Annotated in this window: 18 protein-coding genes and 1 tRNA gene; 2 read left to right on the top strand and 17 right to left on the bottom strand. The window is 37.4% G+C overall.

Annotation, left to right across the window (positions count from 1 at the left end):
* Window position 1: 1 nt before the first annotated feature.
* Genes AB3K24_RS02000 through rsmG form a run of 3 tightly spaced genes read right to left on the bottom strand, consistent with a single transcriptional unit; the run spans window position 2 to window position 2,421 of the window.
* Window positions 2–901 carry a ParB/RepB/Spo0J family partition protein gene (locus tag AB3K24_RS02000; RefSeq protein ID WP_367973549.1) on the bottom strand — a complete coding sequence of 300 codons (900 nt, stop codon included), beginning with the start codon at window positions 899–901 and terminating at the stop codon, window positions 2–4.
* A complete protein-coding gene (locus AB3K24_RS01995; RefSeq protein WP_367973548.1) occupies window positions 891–1,652 on the bottom strand; it encodes a ParA family protein in 762 nt (253 codons plus the stop codon). Before AB3K24_RS01995 ends, AB3K24_RS02000 begins: the two co-directional genes overlap by 11 nt.
* A gap of 49 nt (window positions 1,653–1,701) precedes the next feature.
* Complete coding sequence (gene rsmG / locus AB3K24_RS01990) at window positions 1,702–2,421, bottom strand: 16S rRNA (guanine(527)-N(7))-methyltransferase RsmG (protein ID WP_367973547.1); 720 nt, start codon at window positions 2,419–2,421, stop codon at window positions 1,702–1,704.
* An 805-nt stretch (window positions 2,422–3,226) separates the two neighbouring features.
* Between rsmG and AB3K24_RS01985 the strand changes: the two genes are divergently transcribed.
* Complete coding sequence (locus tag AB3K24_RS01985) at window positions 3,227–3,436, top strand: hypothetical protein (protein WP_367973546.1); 210 nt, start codon at window positions 3,227–3,229, stop codon at window positions 3,434–3,436.
* 166 nt (window positions 3,437–3,602) lie between these two features.
* Here AB3K24_RS01985 and AB3K24_RS01980 read toward each other — a convergent pair.
* From AB3K24_RS01980 to AB3K24_RS01925, 12 genes are all read right to left on the bottom strand, one after another.
* Window positions 3,603–3,686 (bottom strand) — tRNA-Leu (locus AB3K24_RS01980).
* A gap of 84 nt (window positions 3,687–3,770) precedes the next feature.
* A complete protein-coding gene (locus AB3K24_RS01975; protein ID WP_367973545.1) occupies window positions 3,771–4,073 on the bottom strand; it encodes an ArsR/SmtB family transcription factor in 303 nt (100 codons plus the stop codon).
* 97 nt (window positions 4,074–4,170) lie between these two features.
* A complete protein-coding gene (locus AB3K24_RS01970; protein WP_367973544.1) occupies window positions 4,171–4,638 on the bottom strand; it encodes a universal stress protein in 468 nt (155 codons plus the stop codon).
* A gap of 24 nt (window positions 4,639–4,662) precedes the next feature.
* Window positions 4,663–6,054, bottom strand: coding sequence for an Nramp family divalent metal transporter (locus AB3K24_RS01965; RefSeq protein WP_367973543.1), 1,392 nt, complete (start codon window positions 6,052–6,054; stop codon window positions 4,663–4,665).
* 365 nt (window positions 6,055–6,419) lie between these two features.
* Window positions 6,420–7,319 carry a cation diffusion facilitator family transporter gene (locus AB3K24_RS01960; RefSeq protein WP_367973542.1) on the bottom strand — a complete coding sequence of 300 codons (900 nt, stop codon included), beginning with the start codon at window positions 7,317–7,319 and terminating at the stop codon, window positions 6,420–6,422.
* Between the two features lie 114 nt (window positions 7,320–7,433).
* Window positions 7,434–8,372, bottom strand: coding sequence for a metal ABC transporter solute-binding protein, Zn/Mn family (locus tag AB3K24_RS01955; protein ID WP_367975535.1), 939 nt, complete (start codon window positions 8,370–8,372; stop codon window positions 7,434–7,436).
* A 41-nt stretch (window positions 8,373–8,413) separates the two neighbouring features.
* On the bottom strand, window positions 8,414–9,259 hold the full coding sequence (locus AB3K24_RS01950; protein WP_367973541.1) for a metal ABC transporter permease: 846 nt from the start codon (window positions 9,257–9,259) through the stop codon (window positions 8,414–8,416).
* Window positions 9,252–9,995 carry a metal ABC transporter ATP-binding protein gene (locus tag AB3K24_RS01945; RefSeq protein ID WP_367973540.1) on the bottom strand — a complete coding sequence of 248 codons (744 nt, stop codon included), beginning with the start codon at window positions 9,993–9,995 and terminating at the stop codon, window positions 9,252–9,254. Before AB3K24_RS01945 ends, AB3K24_RS01950 begins: the two co-directional genes overlap by 8 nt.
* Before the next feature lie 307 nt (window positions 9,996–10,302).
* Window positions 10,303–11,007 carry an NAD-dependent protein deacylase gene (locus tag AB3K24_RS01940; RefSeq protein ID WP_367973539.1) on the bottom strand — a complete coding sequence of 235 codons (705 nt, stop codon included), beginning with the start codon at window positions 11,005–11,007 and terminating at the stop codon, window positions 10,303–10,305.
* Window positions 11,008–11,021: 14 nt separating this feature from the next.
* Window positions 11,022–11,963, bottom strand: a complete 942-nt coding sequence (locus tag AB3K24_RS01935; protein ID WP_367973538.1) for a nitrate ABC transporter ATPase — start codon at window positions 11,961–11,963, stop codon at window positions 11,022–11,024.
* A complete protein-coding gene (locus AB3K24_RS01930) occupies window positions 11,960–13,174 on the bottom strand; it encodes a hydroxymethylglutaryl-CoA reductase, degradative (protein WP_367973537.1) in 1,215 nt (404 codons plus the stop codon). Before AB3K24_RS01930 ends, AB3K24_RS01935 begins: the two co-directional genes overlap by 4 nt.
* Entirely contained in the window at window positions 13,167–14,078 is a 912-nt protein-coding gene (locus AB3K24_RS01925; protein WP_367973536.1) for a Ppx/GppA phosphatase family protein, read from the bottom strand. The genes AB3K24_RS01930 and AB3K24_RS01925 overlap by 8 nt, the downstream gene beginning before the upstream one ends.
* An 85-nt stretch (window positions 14,079–14,163) precedes the next feature.
* Here AB3K24_RS01925 and AB3K24_RS01920 point away from each other — a divergent pair, with 85 nt between their 5' ends.
* Window positions 14,164–14,577, top strand: a complete 414-nt coding sequence (locus AB3K24_RS01920; RefSeq protein ID WP_367973535.1) for a YbaN family protein — start codon at window positions 14,164–14,166, stop codon at window positions 14,575–14,577.
* A gap of 27 nt (window positions 14,578–14,604) precedes the next feature.
* On the opposite strand, the gene AB3K24_RS01915 is transcribed toward AB3K24_RS01920, so the two are convergent.
* Together AB3K24_RS01915 and AB3K24_RS01910 are read right to left on the bottom strand one after the other, a co-directional pair.
* Window positions 14,605–15,600, bottom strand: a complete 996-nt coding sequence (locus AB3K24_RS01915) for a phosphatase PAP2 family protein (protein ID WP_367975534.1) — start codon at window positions 15,598–15,600, stop codon at window positions 14,605–14,607.
* Between the two features lie 129 nt (window positions 15,601–15,729).
* Entirely contained in the window at window positions 15,730–16,911 is a 1,182-nt protein-coding gene (locus tag AB3K24_RS01910) for an LCP family protein (protein WP_367973534.1), read from the bottom strand.
* Window positions 16,912–16,936 lie beyond the last annotated feature (25 nt).

Genomic DNA, 16,936 nt, shown 5'->3' with positions numbered 1-16,936 from the left:
ACTAATCAACCTCAATATCAAGTAAATTCAAAATGCGACTCAAATCGTCATTTGACACATAATTAATCTCGATCTTACCATTACCCTTGTTACCCGCATTAACTTTGACTTTTGTACCAAATTTTTCTTCAAGCTGAGTTGCTAATGCCATCGCATAAGGTGAAGTCACTTTTACCGACTTATCAGTAGTCCCTGCATTCATATTTCTAACTAACGCTTCAACTTGACGGACGTTCAAACCTTGTGCAACGATTGTTTGCGCTACTTTTTCTATTTGTGTTTTAGCTTTTAAACCTAACAGGGCACGTGCATGCCCCATCGACAGGTCGCCAACCTCTACTAATATTTGTATCGTTTGTGGTAATTTCAACAAACGCAGCGCATTTGCCACAGTTGTACGATCTTTCCCAACTTTTTCAGCCACTTGCGTTTGTGTCAACTGTAACTGCTTCATTAGGCCATCGTAAGCTTTTGCCTCTTCAATCGCATCTAAATCATCACGCTGTAAGTTTTCAACTAAAGCAACAGCTGCCATTGTATCATCATCAACATCGCGAATAATGGTGCTGATTTTTGATAAATTGGCTAATTTTGATGCCCGAACACGACGTTCACCGGCAATAATTTGATACTTATTATTATAGTGACGAACAATAATTGGTGTTAATACACCATTTTCTTTAATAGACCGAGATAATTCTTGCAGTTTTTCATCATCAAAATGATGACGTGGTTGAAACGGATTGGCTTCAATATCAGATAATTCAAGTAACACAACACTTTCACTGTCGGTTGCTTTTTTAGTAACTGATTTTGTATGTTCCAATGCTTCTTCAGTCACATTATTTGCGTTAAAAAGCCCGCCTAAACCTTTTCCAAGACCACCTTTTTTAATTGCCATATTGTTTTAAGACCTCCTGTGCGAGCTCGTTATAGACTTGCGCCCCAATCGAGCGCGGATCAAAATCAATAATTGCCTGTCCATATGAAGGTGCTTCACTCAAACGTACCGACCGCGGAACAACTGTGGTATAAACTTTATCACCAAAATAATTACGTACTTCCTCAGAGACTTGTTTAGCTAGGTTTGTCCTGCCATCATACATTGTCAGCAAGATGCCTGATATATCAAGATCAGCGTTAAATTGTTGTCGCACAAGTTCAATTGTATTCAACAACTGTCCAAGTCCTTCTAGTGCATAAAACTCTGTTTGAACGGGAATAAGAATCGCGTCAGAAGCTGTAAAAGCATTAACAGTCAATAAACCTAAGGCTGGTGGATTATCTATCAAAATAAAATCGTAATCATCATTCACTTCTGATAACGCTTTTTTTAAGCGATACTCACGCTTCTCTTGACCTGCTAGTTCAATTTCTGCACCCGACAATTGGATTGTCGCTGGCACTAAATCATAATTGTCTGTTGGCACGATAACTTCTCTTATCGGTACACGATCAACTATCACATCGTAACTATCACGTTCTAATTCAGATTTGTCAACGCCTGAGCCACTGGTTGCGTTCCCTTGTGCATCTATATCTACAAGCAACACACGCTTGCCAGCTTGTGCCAGTGCTGCCCCTAAATTAACACTGGTCGTTGTTTTTCCGACACCACCTTTTTGGTTGGCTAATGCAATTATTTGTGCCATGTGGTTTGGCGTCCTTTCTATCAGCATCTATACTTAATGTATATGCTCGTTATCCGATCGGTTTCTTGCTAGGCGTTCCTGCCTGCCTAGGATATTGTTTTGGTGTTTTTTTGTTTTTATCAACAATTTGAATATCACGTGCATCCCCATTTGGCAACGAAAATTCAAATTCGTCACGCAAAACACCACCTAAAATGGCCAATGCCTTCTTACCATCTGCCAGTTCTTGTTGCGCAGCAGCACCCTTCATCACAATGAATTTTCCACCAACTTTAACAAATGGTAAGGTATATTCAGCCAGTACGCTTGTTCGCGCTACAGCACGTGCAGTAGCATAATCAAAAGCTTCACGATATTTTCGGTCTTGACCAATATCTTCAGCACGACCGTGAATAATTTCAACGCCAGACAATCCAAGATTTGTTACTACTTCTTGTAAAAAGTTGATACGTTTTTGAAGTGAATCAACCATTGTTATTTTCAATTGTGGCAAAACAATTTTTAGTGGCAACGATGGAAAACCAGCACCTGTTCCAATATCGATTAACGTTTTTTCAGTTGTTGCAAGTTCTTTTTCATAAAATGCGACCGTTAGCGAATCATAGAAATGCTTGAGATAGACATCTTTTTTTTCGGTAATAGCCGTCAAATTCACATGTTCATTGGTGGCTACCAGCATGTCAAAATACTGTTCAAACTGCTGTATTTGTTGTTTTGTTAAATTAATACCAGCGTTTTTTACTGCTAAAATAAACTCTTCGACTGTCAATTTTCTACTCCGTTTCAAGTTTGTTCAGCACAAAAAGCGCCAATTACAACTAATACTAGAATACCTGAAAAAGCCCTAATTTTCAAGCTTTGACGCTTTAATTATACCATTATTAGTTTTGATAATTATTCTTAAATTAGGCCCTTATAACCGCTGCCCATCAACACATGCTTTTTATCTGTTATTTCATAATCAATTGCGTGCTATTATTTGACAAAATTTTAGTCTCACACTTATAAACTTCAACATATTTAGAAATCAAATATGTTGATTTCTAACACTTACGGTTGTATACTATAATCAATCTAGGAAAGGGGGTCATAACTTTTGAGTCATTCTATTGAACCAAACTCAATCGTTTTGGCCGCTTAACGGAAAAGCGGTCATTGCGATTGCAGCGACCACGATGCTAACTGTATCGTGGTTTTTCATATTAATTTCGACGGTAAAATTTGGCGTAAACAAGTTCTAATTAAGGTTAATCCTGTGCTAGATCTCACAGTATTGCCATTGTATTACTACCTAACTTACCCAGTTTTATTTAGATGATTTCTTTGAGAATATTAATTTAAGCTCATTTTTATCCCATCACAAAACAATAAAAAAAGTGTGTTATATTACACTTATTATTTTTATATATTACCGTCTCTTAGCCTATACACTCGGAATAAACAAGACTGTGTATTTCGACTTATTTTTCAAAAACTCATTTTCATTTTTATATAGCTAATATATATGCGAATATTAAATTATGTGTTATATTAGATATCTAACTAAAATTTTATCATTGAAGGTAGACATTATCATGAACGGATTAGAATATAACATTATTTCAGAATGGCGTCGGGAAATATACGTCCAAGCCACTGGTGACATGGCACTTGCACACGTTCCAACGCGTGTGCAACAATTATGGGATGATTTCCATACTGCGCATCAATTGGATAATGACATGAAAATCAACGAATTTGATCGTATTTTAAGCGATTTCCAATCACATGGCTGGTTAGCTTAAGCAACTTGACAGTAAGAAAAAAATTCCTACCTAGGTAAGTGTGTTTTTTCTTACACTAATTTGCTAGACGTTAAACACCAATAAGTATTTCTTTGTTTACCTTTAAACTACTTAAAAAGCACTAAGGGTTAAGTTTTAAAACTTAACCCTTAGTGCTTTTAATTCATGCCGTCGGTGGGAGTCGAACCCACACGATGTTGCCATCACTGGATTTTGAGTCCAGCGCGTCTACCAATTCCGCCACAACGGCAAACATGCCTAGGTTGCTTTATTAATCTAAACAACTACATAAGAATACCAAATATAGTAAACCGCGTCAAGCTTTTTTATTTTTCTAGTTAATTTCATGTTGAAAGGCGTGCGCTACATGTTTTAATGCATTATCTAATAAAATTAAAATATGAGAATCACTCAAACAATATAGCATTTCACGCCCTTTTCTCTTCGTTTCAACCAACTGCGCTTCACGAAGCACTTTTAATTGATGCGAAACGGCTGATTGTTCCATCCCTAAACGCACAATAATTTCCGAGACAGCATAAGGGCGCTCGCGTAATAATTCAAGAATTATTAAACGCTGTTTATTTCCCAGTACTTTAAAAATTTGTTCCAATTCAATAATAATTTCTTTTTCCATAATCCTATTATAACAGGCGTAGCAAATGATATATTATTCCTATTCATTTTTGACATAAAAAAGCCGTCCAGAGACGACTTTTAATCAATGATAAATATTATTTACTGCTACGGGCAACCATCGAAGAAATCTTGGCGTGACGCGCAATGTATGCTGCTTGTGATCCCAATGAGTCCCAGAAACCCTCACGCGAATGCGCACCAACAATGATTAAATCGGCATGAACTCTAGGCACAACATCTTGTAACAATGCTTCGCCCGCTTTAGCACCATCAGCAAAAATCGTTGTAACGTTTGTAGCGCCTTGTGACTCAGCATAGGCCTTATATTTTGCCAAATTTGCTTCAACTTCAGCACGTTTTTCTTTAATGACGTCTAAATGTAAGGCATCAATTGTAGATAAATCTCCCATTTCCAAAACCGAAGCAATAATCAGATTTGCATCATCTTCATGTGCTTGATGTATGGCGTTTGCCAAAGCAAAATACCCTTGCTCTGATTCATCAACGCCAACAACAACATTTTTAAATTGCATCGGTGCAATGTTTAAATTTAATTCACTCATGATTAATCTCCTTAATCTTAGTAATTATCCAATCCAGCCTGTTATCATATCAAAAATCAATTTAATATTTAATCCAGTTAGTACAATGAATGTTAACCAGCCCAAAACGATCATCCACTTTGGATTCACGAATTCACCCATAATCTTTTTTGAAGAGGTAAACAGAATTAATGGTGCCATTGCAAATGGCAACGCAATAGATAAGAATACTTGTGAATTGAGTAATAGTTTATCTAATTCACTTTCTTGCCCACCATAATACAGTGTAAAGCCGATAACTGGAATCAAAGCCAAACCACGTGTCACCATTCGACGCAACCACATTGGAATACGCATATGAAGGAAACCTTCCATGATAATTTCACCAGTCAGTGTTCCGGTAATGGTTGAGTTTTGACCAGAAGCCAACAACGCAACAGCAAACAACGTCGACAGTACCGGTGAAGCAATGGCGCCAGCAATGCTAGTATTACCTAAGGCATTATACATATCACCAAAAGTACCAACGGATTCAGCCTTACCAAAGAATAGTGATGCTCCCAAAATTAACAAGAATGAATTAATAACAAAAGCCAGTGATAATTGAATATTAGAGTCCCACGTCATAAACCGCACAGCTTCTTTCACAGCGCCCTTGTCTTTACGATCAACTTTACGTGTTTGTGAAATCGACGAATGTAAGTACAAGTTATGTGGCATAACCGTTGCACCAATAATACCTAATGACATCAACAACGGTGAATCAACGCCCTTTGGACCATGGGTTGAAACTGCCTGAAGTTGAGGCAAGTAGCCACCAAACAAATCAACCAAGTTAGGATTTGATAAAACAACTAAATAACCAAAAATAACCAAGATTGTAATGATTAGTGTCATGACAATCGCTTCTATTTTACGGAATCCGAACTTCATCAAGAGTAATAGCAAAACAACATCAAACGCCGTTGTCAAAACTGAGGCAATCATTGACCAACCAAATAACAAATGCAAGGCAATCGCCCCACCAATAACTTCGGCAATATCTGTTGCCATCAACGCTAGCTCAGTCATAATCCACAAGGCAATACCACCAGGCTTATTGGTGCGATCACGTGTTGCTTGCGCTAAATCCTCTTGTCTAACAATACCTAGCTTACCAGCCATATACTGTAACATCATTGCCACTAAACTTGATATCAAAACAATGGATAGCATAACATAATGGTACTGAGCACCACCACCAACAGATGTTACCCAATTACCTGGATCCATGTAGCCAACAGCTACTAAAGCGCCTGGCCCTGAAAAAGCCAATAATTTGCGCCAGAAAGACCCATTCTTTGGTGCTTCGATTGAGCCGTTGACATCGCTCAAACTTAAAGTATCAGTCGCATCTTGAACGATGTGATGATCTTGTGTTTTTTTAGAATTATCCATTCTAAGTCTCCTTTAGATTTCTCTCCAAGACAAAAAACAAACGAATTTTGACTAAAATACGCATTTAATATTCACTTTTAAGCTACTTAACGGTGAGCTAAACACGTATTAAAGTGCTAAATAATTTTCATAAAGGATTTCATTCAACTGGGTTGTTGAAAGCTTATGAAAGGTATCTAACTCGACTATTTCTGCCCTAATACATAATACATACTACACTTTTTTTTTAATTCGTCAACACAAAATATCGACATTATTTAGCTCCAACTTTCATTTTTAACGCTAACTCACTTTAAATGTGAAAAAAATCGAGCTTATCAGTTTTTGTAAACCCTTTCATGAGAATGTTACATTTGTATTACTTATCAAATTAAATTACATGGTTCCGATACTATAGTTTTTTCAATTTGAATTGTGACATGATCAACATGATAATCCCGACGTAACGTCATGGCAATATCTTCTAATAATTCTTGGGAATCAGCATTTTTTGTGGCGGATAAATGAACTGTCAATGCTGTTTCTGTCGTAGATAGTGGCCAAATGTGTAAATCATGTAAATTAGATACACTTTGATGCGTCGTTAAATAATTAAAAATTGCCTCTTCATCGACACTATCCGGCACGCCGTTAATTGCCAAATTAAAGGTGGAAGCCATTACTGGCCATGATGTAACGATAATAATCACGCCTATAATCATCGATATAATTGCATCAATAATATTCCAACCTGTTAACTGGATCAACAGACCACCAACAATCACACCAACAGAAACACCAGCATCAGCTAATAAATGAATATAGGCCGTTTTTGAATTTAAATCTTGCTCATGGTGATGTCCGTGTTCATCTGGGGCACCACTGGCTTTAAATAGCATTGCAGTGAAGAAGTTAATACCAATACCCACTGCAGCAACAATCATCACTGTAGCACCACTTGTTGATACTGATGGTGGATTAATCAAGTCAGAAATGCCTTCATAGAAAATAATAACTACCGCAAATATCAACAGTATCGTATTAAAGATACTGGCCAATATTGATAAATTATGCCAGCCATATGTATGTCGTTTTGTCGCCTTTAACCCAAATACAACAACAGCTAACCAAGCAATAACAAGTGCTAGCACGTCACTTAAATTATGAAATGCATCGGCAAACAAAGCGGTTGAATGCGCTAATTGAGAAAAGACGATTTCCGTTAGAACGAATATTAAGTTCAACGTAATCCCAATAATATAAGGTTTTTGTTTCATCGGTGTCATGTTTTCTCCTCACAATCTTTTTTATATACTAAATATACCACTTTTAAATGAATTATGTTTCATATATAAACATAATAAAAAGTCATCAATTAAGTAATTGATGACTTTTTACATTTATTTCGCCATACCTTCAGCGATTTTATCCAAATTCCATTTCATCATGCTATAATAAGTGTCCCCATTGGTTCCCTTTTTGGCAAGTGAATCAGTATAAATTTTAGAATATATAGACAACCCTGTTTCCTTTGAAACCTTTTCCATTGCCTTAGGTGAGACTGAGCTTTCTAAGAAGAGTGATTTCACTTCGCTCGCACGAATTTTAGCCAGTACTTGTTTCATTTGTTCTGGTGTACCTTGTGATTCTGTGTTAATTTCCCAGATAAATGCTGGTTTAACACCGTATGCTGCTGAGAAATACTTAAATGCACCTTCTGAAGTGACTAATACTTTTTTGTTTTCTGGTATATCATTAAACTTTGTTTTAGCACTCTTATCTAGATCCGTCAGTTTTGCAATATAAGCCTGTGCATTTTTCTTATACGTGTCGCCGTTGTCAGGATCCTTATCAATCAATACCTTTTCGATGTTTTTAACATACTTGATACCATTTTGGATATCTAACCAAGCATGTGGATCTAACTCATCTTCTTTTCCAGCATCTGTCAAATGCTTAGCAACAACACCTGTTGAAACAGAATAAACTTCTTTATTGTTTTTCTTACCCGCATTTTGGTACATTTTTTTAAACCAACCAGAACCACCTGTCTCCAGGTTAAGACCATTGTGGAATAAGACATCTGCCTCTTGGGTTGTTGATACATCTTGGGGACGAGGTTCATATTCATGTGGATCTGTACCACGAGGAACTATCGTGTATAACTCTACCTTATTTCCTGCAACTTCCTCAACCATATTACCAATAATTGAATTGGTTGCAACCACATGTAACTTATTATGTTTTTGAGTTTGACCACCGTGAGTCCCATTCACAAACCATAATACACCACCCAAAACAACAACTACTATAGCAATAATAATACTTAAACGCTTAATCATAACTTTTTCTCCACCTTATTTTAACTTTGAAACTCGAATTAATTTATCTTTTTCTTAAAAATAATACCTTGTTTTGGTGAAAACAAGAATGCCAAACTAAAGAAGACTGCTGCTGTCAAAACAATTGCTGGACCTGATGCCCAATTAAATGTATAACTCATATATAGCCCAATAACGGATGAAACAACTGAAAACAATGCCGCTACAATCATCATATGCGAGAGACGGTTTGTTAGTAAATAAGCAGTTGCAGCTGGTGTAATAAGCATCGCCACAATCAAAATGATACCAACAGTTTGTAGTGCAGTTACAGTCACCAAAGTTAGCACCAGCATCAAGGCATAATGCATAACTTGTGTTTTTAAGCCGTATGCTTGCGCAAAAGTATTATCAAATGACGTAATCAATAACTCTTTATAAAATACCACAACAAAAATCAAAACGATTGCTAAAACAATTGCTGTTGTGACTAAGTCGCTATCAGATACTGCTAATACGTTACCAAATAAAATATGGTGTAGATTTGTTGCTGATTCTGCTAATGAAATTAGAATAAATCCTAGTGCAAAGAATGCAGAAAATACAATACCAATAGCCGTGTCATTCTTCAACTTCGATTTTAATGTGACTAGACCAATTAATAATGCAGCTAAGATACCAAATACCGAAGCCCCAAATAAAATATTAATCCCTAACATATACGCCACAGCAACACCGGGCAGAACAGCATGAGAGATGGCATCTCCCATTAGCGACATACCTCTTAAAATAATGAATGATCCAATAATACCAGACATAATTCCCACTAAAATTGAGGTAATTAGCGCGGTTTGTAAAAAGTTATATTGCATCAAACCATCAATAAATAATCCTATACTATGCATGTTCGGGCTCCTTGTCTGAGAATAATATCGTTGACAAATCCCCACTAAATGCCGTTGTAATATTTTCTTTGGTAAAGACATCTGTCGTTTGACCTGCAGCAACAATCCCTCGATTGATAATGACCAAATTATCAAAATACTTGGTCACTTTATTAAGGTCATGGTGCACAACAATAATTGTCTTCCCAGCCATTTGCCAGCGCTTTAGAATTGACATAATCTCCGCTTCGGATTTCATATCAATACCTACAAACGGCTCATCTAAGATAATCACATCTGCTTCTTGTACAATTGCCCGTGCAACGAAAACACGTTGTAGTTGTCCACCTGACAACTCACCAATTTGGCGTTGTGAAAATTCCGATAAATTGACATCAGCCAGCGCTTGACGTGCTGCACTTTTATCTTTTTCACTTGGAATCTTAAATAACCCAAGATTAGGATAAGTCCCGGTTAAAACAGTGTCAAAAACATTAATTGGAAATGTTAAATCTAGTGCTGCACGTTGTTCAACATACGCAACATTTTTTAGTTGCTTAGCAACAGGCTTGTTATGCAAAGTCACGTCACCACTTTGCTTGTGAATCAATCCCAAAATACCTTTAATCATCGTTGACTTACCGGCACCGTTTGGGCCAATAATCCCAGTAATTTTCCCAGGTTCAAAGGTGATTGATAGGTTCGTAAATATCGGTGTCCCACTGTAGGCCACCGTCATATCTCGGACTTTTATCATTGCTCATACTCTCCTAATGCTTTCGACATTATCTCGAGTGTAAACTTTTAAATTTAGAATGCTTCAGCCAAAACTTTCTGGTACGCAAAAATGGCGCGTTTAAAATCTACAATCGAAATAAGTGCGTCGCTACATTTTTCTATTTTTTAATTGATGAACTATCATCTGGTTGCTTCTTGGCTGACACAACTAGATGATAATTCTCAATCTAACATAATATTACCATACCCATTTATTAATGGCTACGATATTTAATCAAATTAGAATTGTTCTAATTTTAAAATTAAAAAAAAACAGCTTGCGCTGGTTATATTTTCAATTCCTTAAAAAATTCTGTCGCATCTCCAATAATTTGATCAACATTAAAAGATGTCGCTATGTGCTCAAGATTAATTGACATAATCATGGCCTTCGAATTAGCATAATTTAACAAGCCTGCAAACGGATAAACGCGAAAACTTGTGCCGACAACAACAATTAAATCTGCTGATTGCACCCACAATGCTGATTTATTAACATCAAATGGCATTTCTTCATAAAACGTAATGTTCGGACGTAACATAGCACCATCTACACGTGTCATCGACTTGAGATATGTCATCACATCTGTTTTTTTACCATCAATTGGTGCATAAATATCATACAAAGAGCCATGAAAACGTACTAAATTTTCTGGTTTACTGTTGGCTTTAACATGTAAATCATCCACATTTTGTGTAATAATCTTAGCTTTATTTTGTTGTGTCAATTCAGCCATTTTATCATGAATGATATTCGGTTTTGCAGCAGGAAAATACATATTATCAATCATAAATTGATACTGTTTCTCTGGTTCATCGCGAAAGGCTGTTGCCGACAATAGATATTCTGGTTGCAAATTGACACTATTGTATATACCATTTTTAGAACGGTAATCTGGAATACCCGAAGGCGTTGATACACCGGCACCTGTCATAAAAACAATATTTTTAGCTGAATCAAAACGTTCTTGAATTTTTGGTGTAACTAACATATCTTCCTTCTAATCTATTTTCTATTAATATATGGCAAGGCCAACTGCTTAAACAAGTCGCTTACTGTCATTTTATAGAGTGCCTTGAAAAAAGCGGCTGAATCTTGATCATCTGGTTTTGTAATCACAAAGCTATTCTGCGAATCTACTTGACCTAGCCCAACGTAGGCTGTTTTCTTCGTTTGAAAATCAGTCATTTCAGAGTGGAAAATTGTAAATACCTGACTAACCGGCAACTCTAATTGACGTTTGGAAAATACACTTGTCACTGTGACATATTCTTTGGCATTAACGGTTGGTTTTCCCCATGCCTTTAATGTGTCATCGACCCCAGCAAATAATTGCGTGATCTGACGACGAATATGACGAGATTGCTTGAGGTCTGCTGTCAGAATTGGCGACACTAATTGTGTTGCTGCCGTATAGGCTAACGGGTACAACGTCGCTAGTTCAGAAAAATCTGCACCACTCGCATCAGCAAAAACTAAGGCATCTAACATCACCAATAATCGCCACAGACTTTCATCATCTAACTCACCATTTTCAGCGGTTAATTCTGACTTTACGCCTGCTAAATACGCTGTTACTGTGTCCGCTGTTAAAACGTCTTGCTTTTTAAGTTCACGATAGGTAATTGTATGCACAACTGTTCGATGCATACGCGTTGCAATTTGAATTAATTGTTGATCAAGTATATCATCCTGAAATGTTAACGCAAAAAATATTTGCGGTACCACGCCATTCAAGGTGAGTAACATTTTCAACAACTCATTGCCAAACAAAAAATCGGACTCCGTACCTTCTGCTAATTCAATCAACAATCTGTCCCCTAATATTTCTTGGGCAACGCGATCTACGTGCAACTCGCCTGTTTGTTCCCCAGAAACACGTGTTATGACTTTTCCTGGATATATATCATTTACTGCATTTAATAACATGTCTATTTTAGCATTCATTTTCTCATCTCCAATAATATTTCAGTTGCCTTTGTGGCATCAACTTGTGACATGGTCTTTAACTTGGATACCAACATTGGTAACTCTTTTGGTGACGCACCTACCTGCAAAGCTAGCGCGCGATATTGCATACGCATATGTCCTCGTTGTATACCACCGGCCGCAATCGCCTTTAAAGCCGCAAGATTTTGTGCTAACCCTACTGCTAAAATAATGCCACGTAGCTCATCAGCAGATTTCGGCTTAACAATATCAAGTACATTTTTTGCCTGATCCATTGCTGATATCACACCGCCAACTGTGCCAACAGATATTGGCAACGTCAATTCACCATGCAATTGCTCGCCTCTAATCGTCCAACGTGTCAATGAACGATAGTGTCCATCTTGACTCGCATAAGCATGACCGCTAGCCTCTACGGCACGCCAGTCATTGCCAGTGGCTAATACTACAGCACCTATCCCATTAAATAATCCTTTATTTTCAGTTGTCGCACGATAAGGATCATTTTTAGAAAAGCGACTCAACGCAACAATCTTTTCAGCTACTTCTCGACCTCCTAATGCTGCAAAATTGACATTCCCGCTTACGGTCACCAATTGTGCCGTAGCATAATTCGTGAGAATTGCGCCCAAAATTTGTTTGTCAAATTCAGCAAATAAACTAACCTCTGCCTCTAATATTGTATTAACAATATTTGCACCCATGGCATCTTTTGTGTCAATTTTGAAATCAATGCTTGTTTCGTCTTCTGAAATTTTGCGTGTTTTAATGGCCACTAACCCACCACCACGTTTGTAAATAGAAGGTTTTGTTTGTTTAGCTATCTCAAATAATTCTTTTTGATGTGTTCTTACAAACTGATCAAGTGTGTCAAAATTCCCACCATTAAACATGATTTGACCAATCATTGCCGTACGTTCTGGCATATCAACAACAACACCACCACCACTATTCAAGAGTTTAGCCCCATTATTTGCTGCTGCTATGACGCTTGGTTCTTCAATGGCCATGGGCACATTAACTTGATGTGCGTCAATAATAATGGCTTTTAACATACCCATAGGCACACGAAAATCACTAATATAATTCTCAATAATTTGCTCATTATTAATACTTTGCTGATCATGTAATTCTGCTTTTACATGATCAGCTAAATTCAAAAACGCCAAACGTTCATCTGGCGTCAACTCATAATATTTTTTAGCCATTGTTTTTTATTGTTTCGACGATCAAACCTTCACGTACGCCGCTTTCTGAAAAAATTACTCTTGGTGCATTAATAGTATGCATCAGGTTTAATAATGGTAACAAACCACTAATAATAATGTCAGCCCTTGATACTTCAAGACCAGCAATATGTTCCCGTTCGGATCTTGTCATGTATCTAATCGTTTCAAAAATAGCTGTCACCCGCGCCACTGTCATATTAAAGCCATGAAAATTGTTAACTGCCTCCGTGCCAATAGACATGCGTGCTAACGAGCGATTCGCACCACCTAACAAAATAACTGGTTTATCTTGATTTTGTGACAGCCATGGTAAGGTATTATATTGCTCTAAAACACTATCACATGCTAATTTGACATCAGCTTGATTAATATCATTGGCCAAATTAAATTGTTCTGACAAGGACACCGCGCCAAATGGCAAGCTAACATCAGCCATATTTTTGCCCCCTGTGACAGCAATAATCTCTACTGATGCGCCCCCAGTATCTAATATGACTGCATCATCGACAGCTAACGTAGACATTACCCCAAGATAATCATAATATGCTTCTTCTTCGCCTGTTAACACCTGAAATTCAAGCCCTGTCTCAATTTTTACACGTGCCAAAAATTCGGCCTGATTAGTGGCCAATCTGACCGCTGCCGTTGTAATTGCCCGAACCTCTGGCTTGAAGCTAGCATATTGCGCTTGAAAATACTTCAACGTCGCAATTGTGCGAGCAATCGGTAATTCTTTTAACACGAGCTCGTGTCCCATGTTTTGCGCAATACGTGTATCCTGTTTTTCACGGATTAATTCCGTATATGTGCCGTCATCATGTAGTTCTTCAACAACCATACGTGCTGAATTACTACCAAGATCGACGATTGCTAAATAGCTCATGTTGGCATCCTAGCTGTTATTTATTACTTACTAGTATATCAAAAAAAGCCCTAGCACGGGGATTTAAACATGTTACAATATGATTATGAAAATAATTTATATTGTCCTCGGTATCATTAGCTTCACAATCGGTACCATTGCAATTTGGATACCAGGTCTACCAACCACTGGTTTTTATGTTTTAACTGCCATTCTATGGTCAAAATTTTCCCCACGTTTGGAAAATTGGCTTCATAGTAACCGTTATTACATTAAATATGTTGATGAAGCTGTTTTTGACCGGCAATTACCTTTAAAGGGTCGCATTATTATCTACCTCATCACCGCTTCAATGATGGCCATTCCTTTTTTCACTACTGACATGTTGTGGTTAAAATTGGTTCTGCCACTCACCTCACTCACACAAATAACAGCGATGGAAAGTTATTACCGCGGGTATTTATGGCGTGATGGTATCCCTTTTACAAAAAATATGAAACGCGCCTACTCAGAAAATTGAGTACGCGCGTTTTTTCAATAGTTGTAACTACAATTCGTGATTTTCTACAAAATGTGCCCCGATCAGTCTGCTGGCAGCAAATATTAACAAACCAACTAGAATACTTGACACAGTCACATCACTCAACCAGTGTGCGCCTATTCTCACACGACTCATAGCTGTTAAAATGCCCATGGCTAGGCCAAAAATGACCATTTTCTTTTGCGTAGCTATGTTATCACGTGGTACAAAGAAAGCTAAATATAAGAATAACCAACCCGACATCGTATGACCTGAAGGAAAAGAATTATGACCATTTATACCATTCATATGATACCAAGGTGTAAATTCACTCATTGTTTGACCTGAAACGGTCGTCATTTCATAAGGTCTAAAACGTCCCCACAAAGTTTTCATGTCACCTATCGTTGTTTGAGCGATGAAGACAACCGCAATACCCACTACCGCAACAATGATCAGATAATTCATATCTATATCTGATTTTTTATTTAACCAATTAGCAAATAGCCATGATAAAACAAGCCAGGCAATAATTGCCAGTGACCAACGCAATATTTCAGGATAATTCTGAACAGCGGCTGTATTATTTGCCAACCCCATTGGTACACCATTCGCTATATTGTTTAACATCGAAAATGTATAACTGAGCGCATCTTGTAACAATGAAAGTAACTGATTTAACGCCAGTAACAGCATGCCACCTGTCATAATGTACTTAATCAAGTAGTCGTTAAGTCGGCGCCAAATATACCAGGCAATCACTTCTGCTGATACAAAAGTAACAACTTGTGCCCCTTGATCTGCGTAATTTTGAAAAATATTCCCAAAAATTGAATTCTGATTCATCACAGCTTGCGTCACATTTTTATCAAAAAACGTTGCAACCAATAATGATACAATACCGATACCCAATAAAATTAGCACAACCTGTTTTTCACGATCAGTTGTCCGAAAGTTTGTACTCCGTTTCTCATCCCCCATGTCATAACCTGTTTGACGCGCATCGTTGCCTGTTAATTGCATAATCAATATACCATTTCCCTTCCAATAGTTCTATCTTACCGATAAAATATATTAATCACGTCAATATTTTATCTAGATAACGTAAAAAAATCGATTAACTTGTAATCGATTTTTTAATCTGTAAACTTTTTATTGTGGGTCCAATGTTTCATTAATTGTATTCAAATTTGTTTCAGCTACCCCATATGATAGTGTTGGTACTGCACTACCAAATTGTGTGCCCGTCTTTTTTGCAGCCAACGCTAGTGATTGACGTAATTTATTTGTTACACGCTGCTTTTCAGATTCAGGTACCATTTGATAACTAACACCATCATACATATCGCCAACACCATGCAGATAATCAGAATTTTGATTTTTTGTCGCGGACATGTACTTCTTTCCAGCGTTCATCATCTCATTGTAGCTCATATCTGTTTCAACGTTTTTTGAAATAGACGCCATGAACTTTGAATTGAATAGCGTTGAAATGCTAGCTGATTTCTTTAACATCGCCTTCAGCACTAATCGTTGGCGCAACTGTCGCCCATAATCGCCCTGCGGATCGTCATATCGCATGCGTGAAAACGACAATGCTGCATTACCATTCATTGTTGTAAAGGACTTGAAATTTTTACCATCTTTTGCATATTCAAATTTTTCTTGGCCCTTAACAAATTTATACGTTTCCGGTGTCGTATCCGCTTCAGGTGTATAGGTAAATGTCAACGGTGATGTGATTTTAACCCCGCCAACTTGATCTATCATTTTCTCTAAGCCACCCATATTCGCTAAAACATAAAAGTCAATTGGCACATTAAGATAATTTTGCAAGGTCATTATTGCGGCGCCCACACCAGCAATTGGAAAAGCCGCATTTAATTTTTGCGGAAAAGTATTTTCAGCACCAGAAATAGCCATCATGATATCACGTGGTATTGACATCATCGTTGTTGTTTTGGTTTTTGGGTTAATCGTGACTAACATCATTGAATCCGTTAGTCCCGTACGATCTCGTTTCAACGCGCCAGTATCAGTACCCAAAACCAGTACTGAAAACGGCTTACCCTCTTTAATAACTTGTTTGACATCACGTGCTTTAGTGATATTTGCGCTCCGTTGCATGCTATCAACTGACTTATGAATATTATTCAGCGCTTTCGCAAAAACAAACCCGCCAATTAGAGCAATGATAACAATAGCGATCACTAGCCACCGCCATATTTTTTTACGTTTACGCGGTGGCTTCGGTGGTCTTGGCCCTCGTGCTTTTTGTGGATTGCTGTCATTTTGTTCACGTCGCGAAGCGCGACTCAAATTTTGGTTATCCATAATGCCCCCGTTCAATAATAAATAT

The sequence above is a fragment of the Leuconostoc aquikimchii genome (assembly GCF_040838325.1).
In the GTDB taxonomy this organism is placed as follows: Bacteria; Bacillota; Bacilli; order Lactobacillales; family Lactobacillaceae; genus Leuconostoc; species Leuconostoc aquikimchii.
Note: the sequence above shows the minus strand (reverse complement) of the source record. Positions and strands in the feature narration are given on the sequence as shown.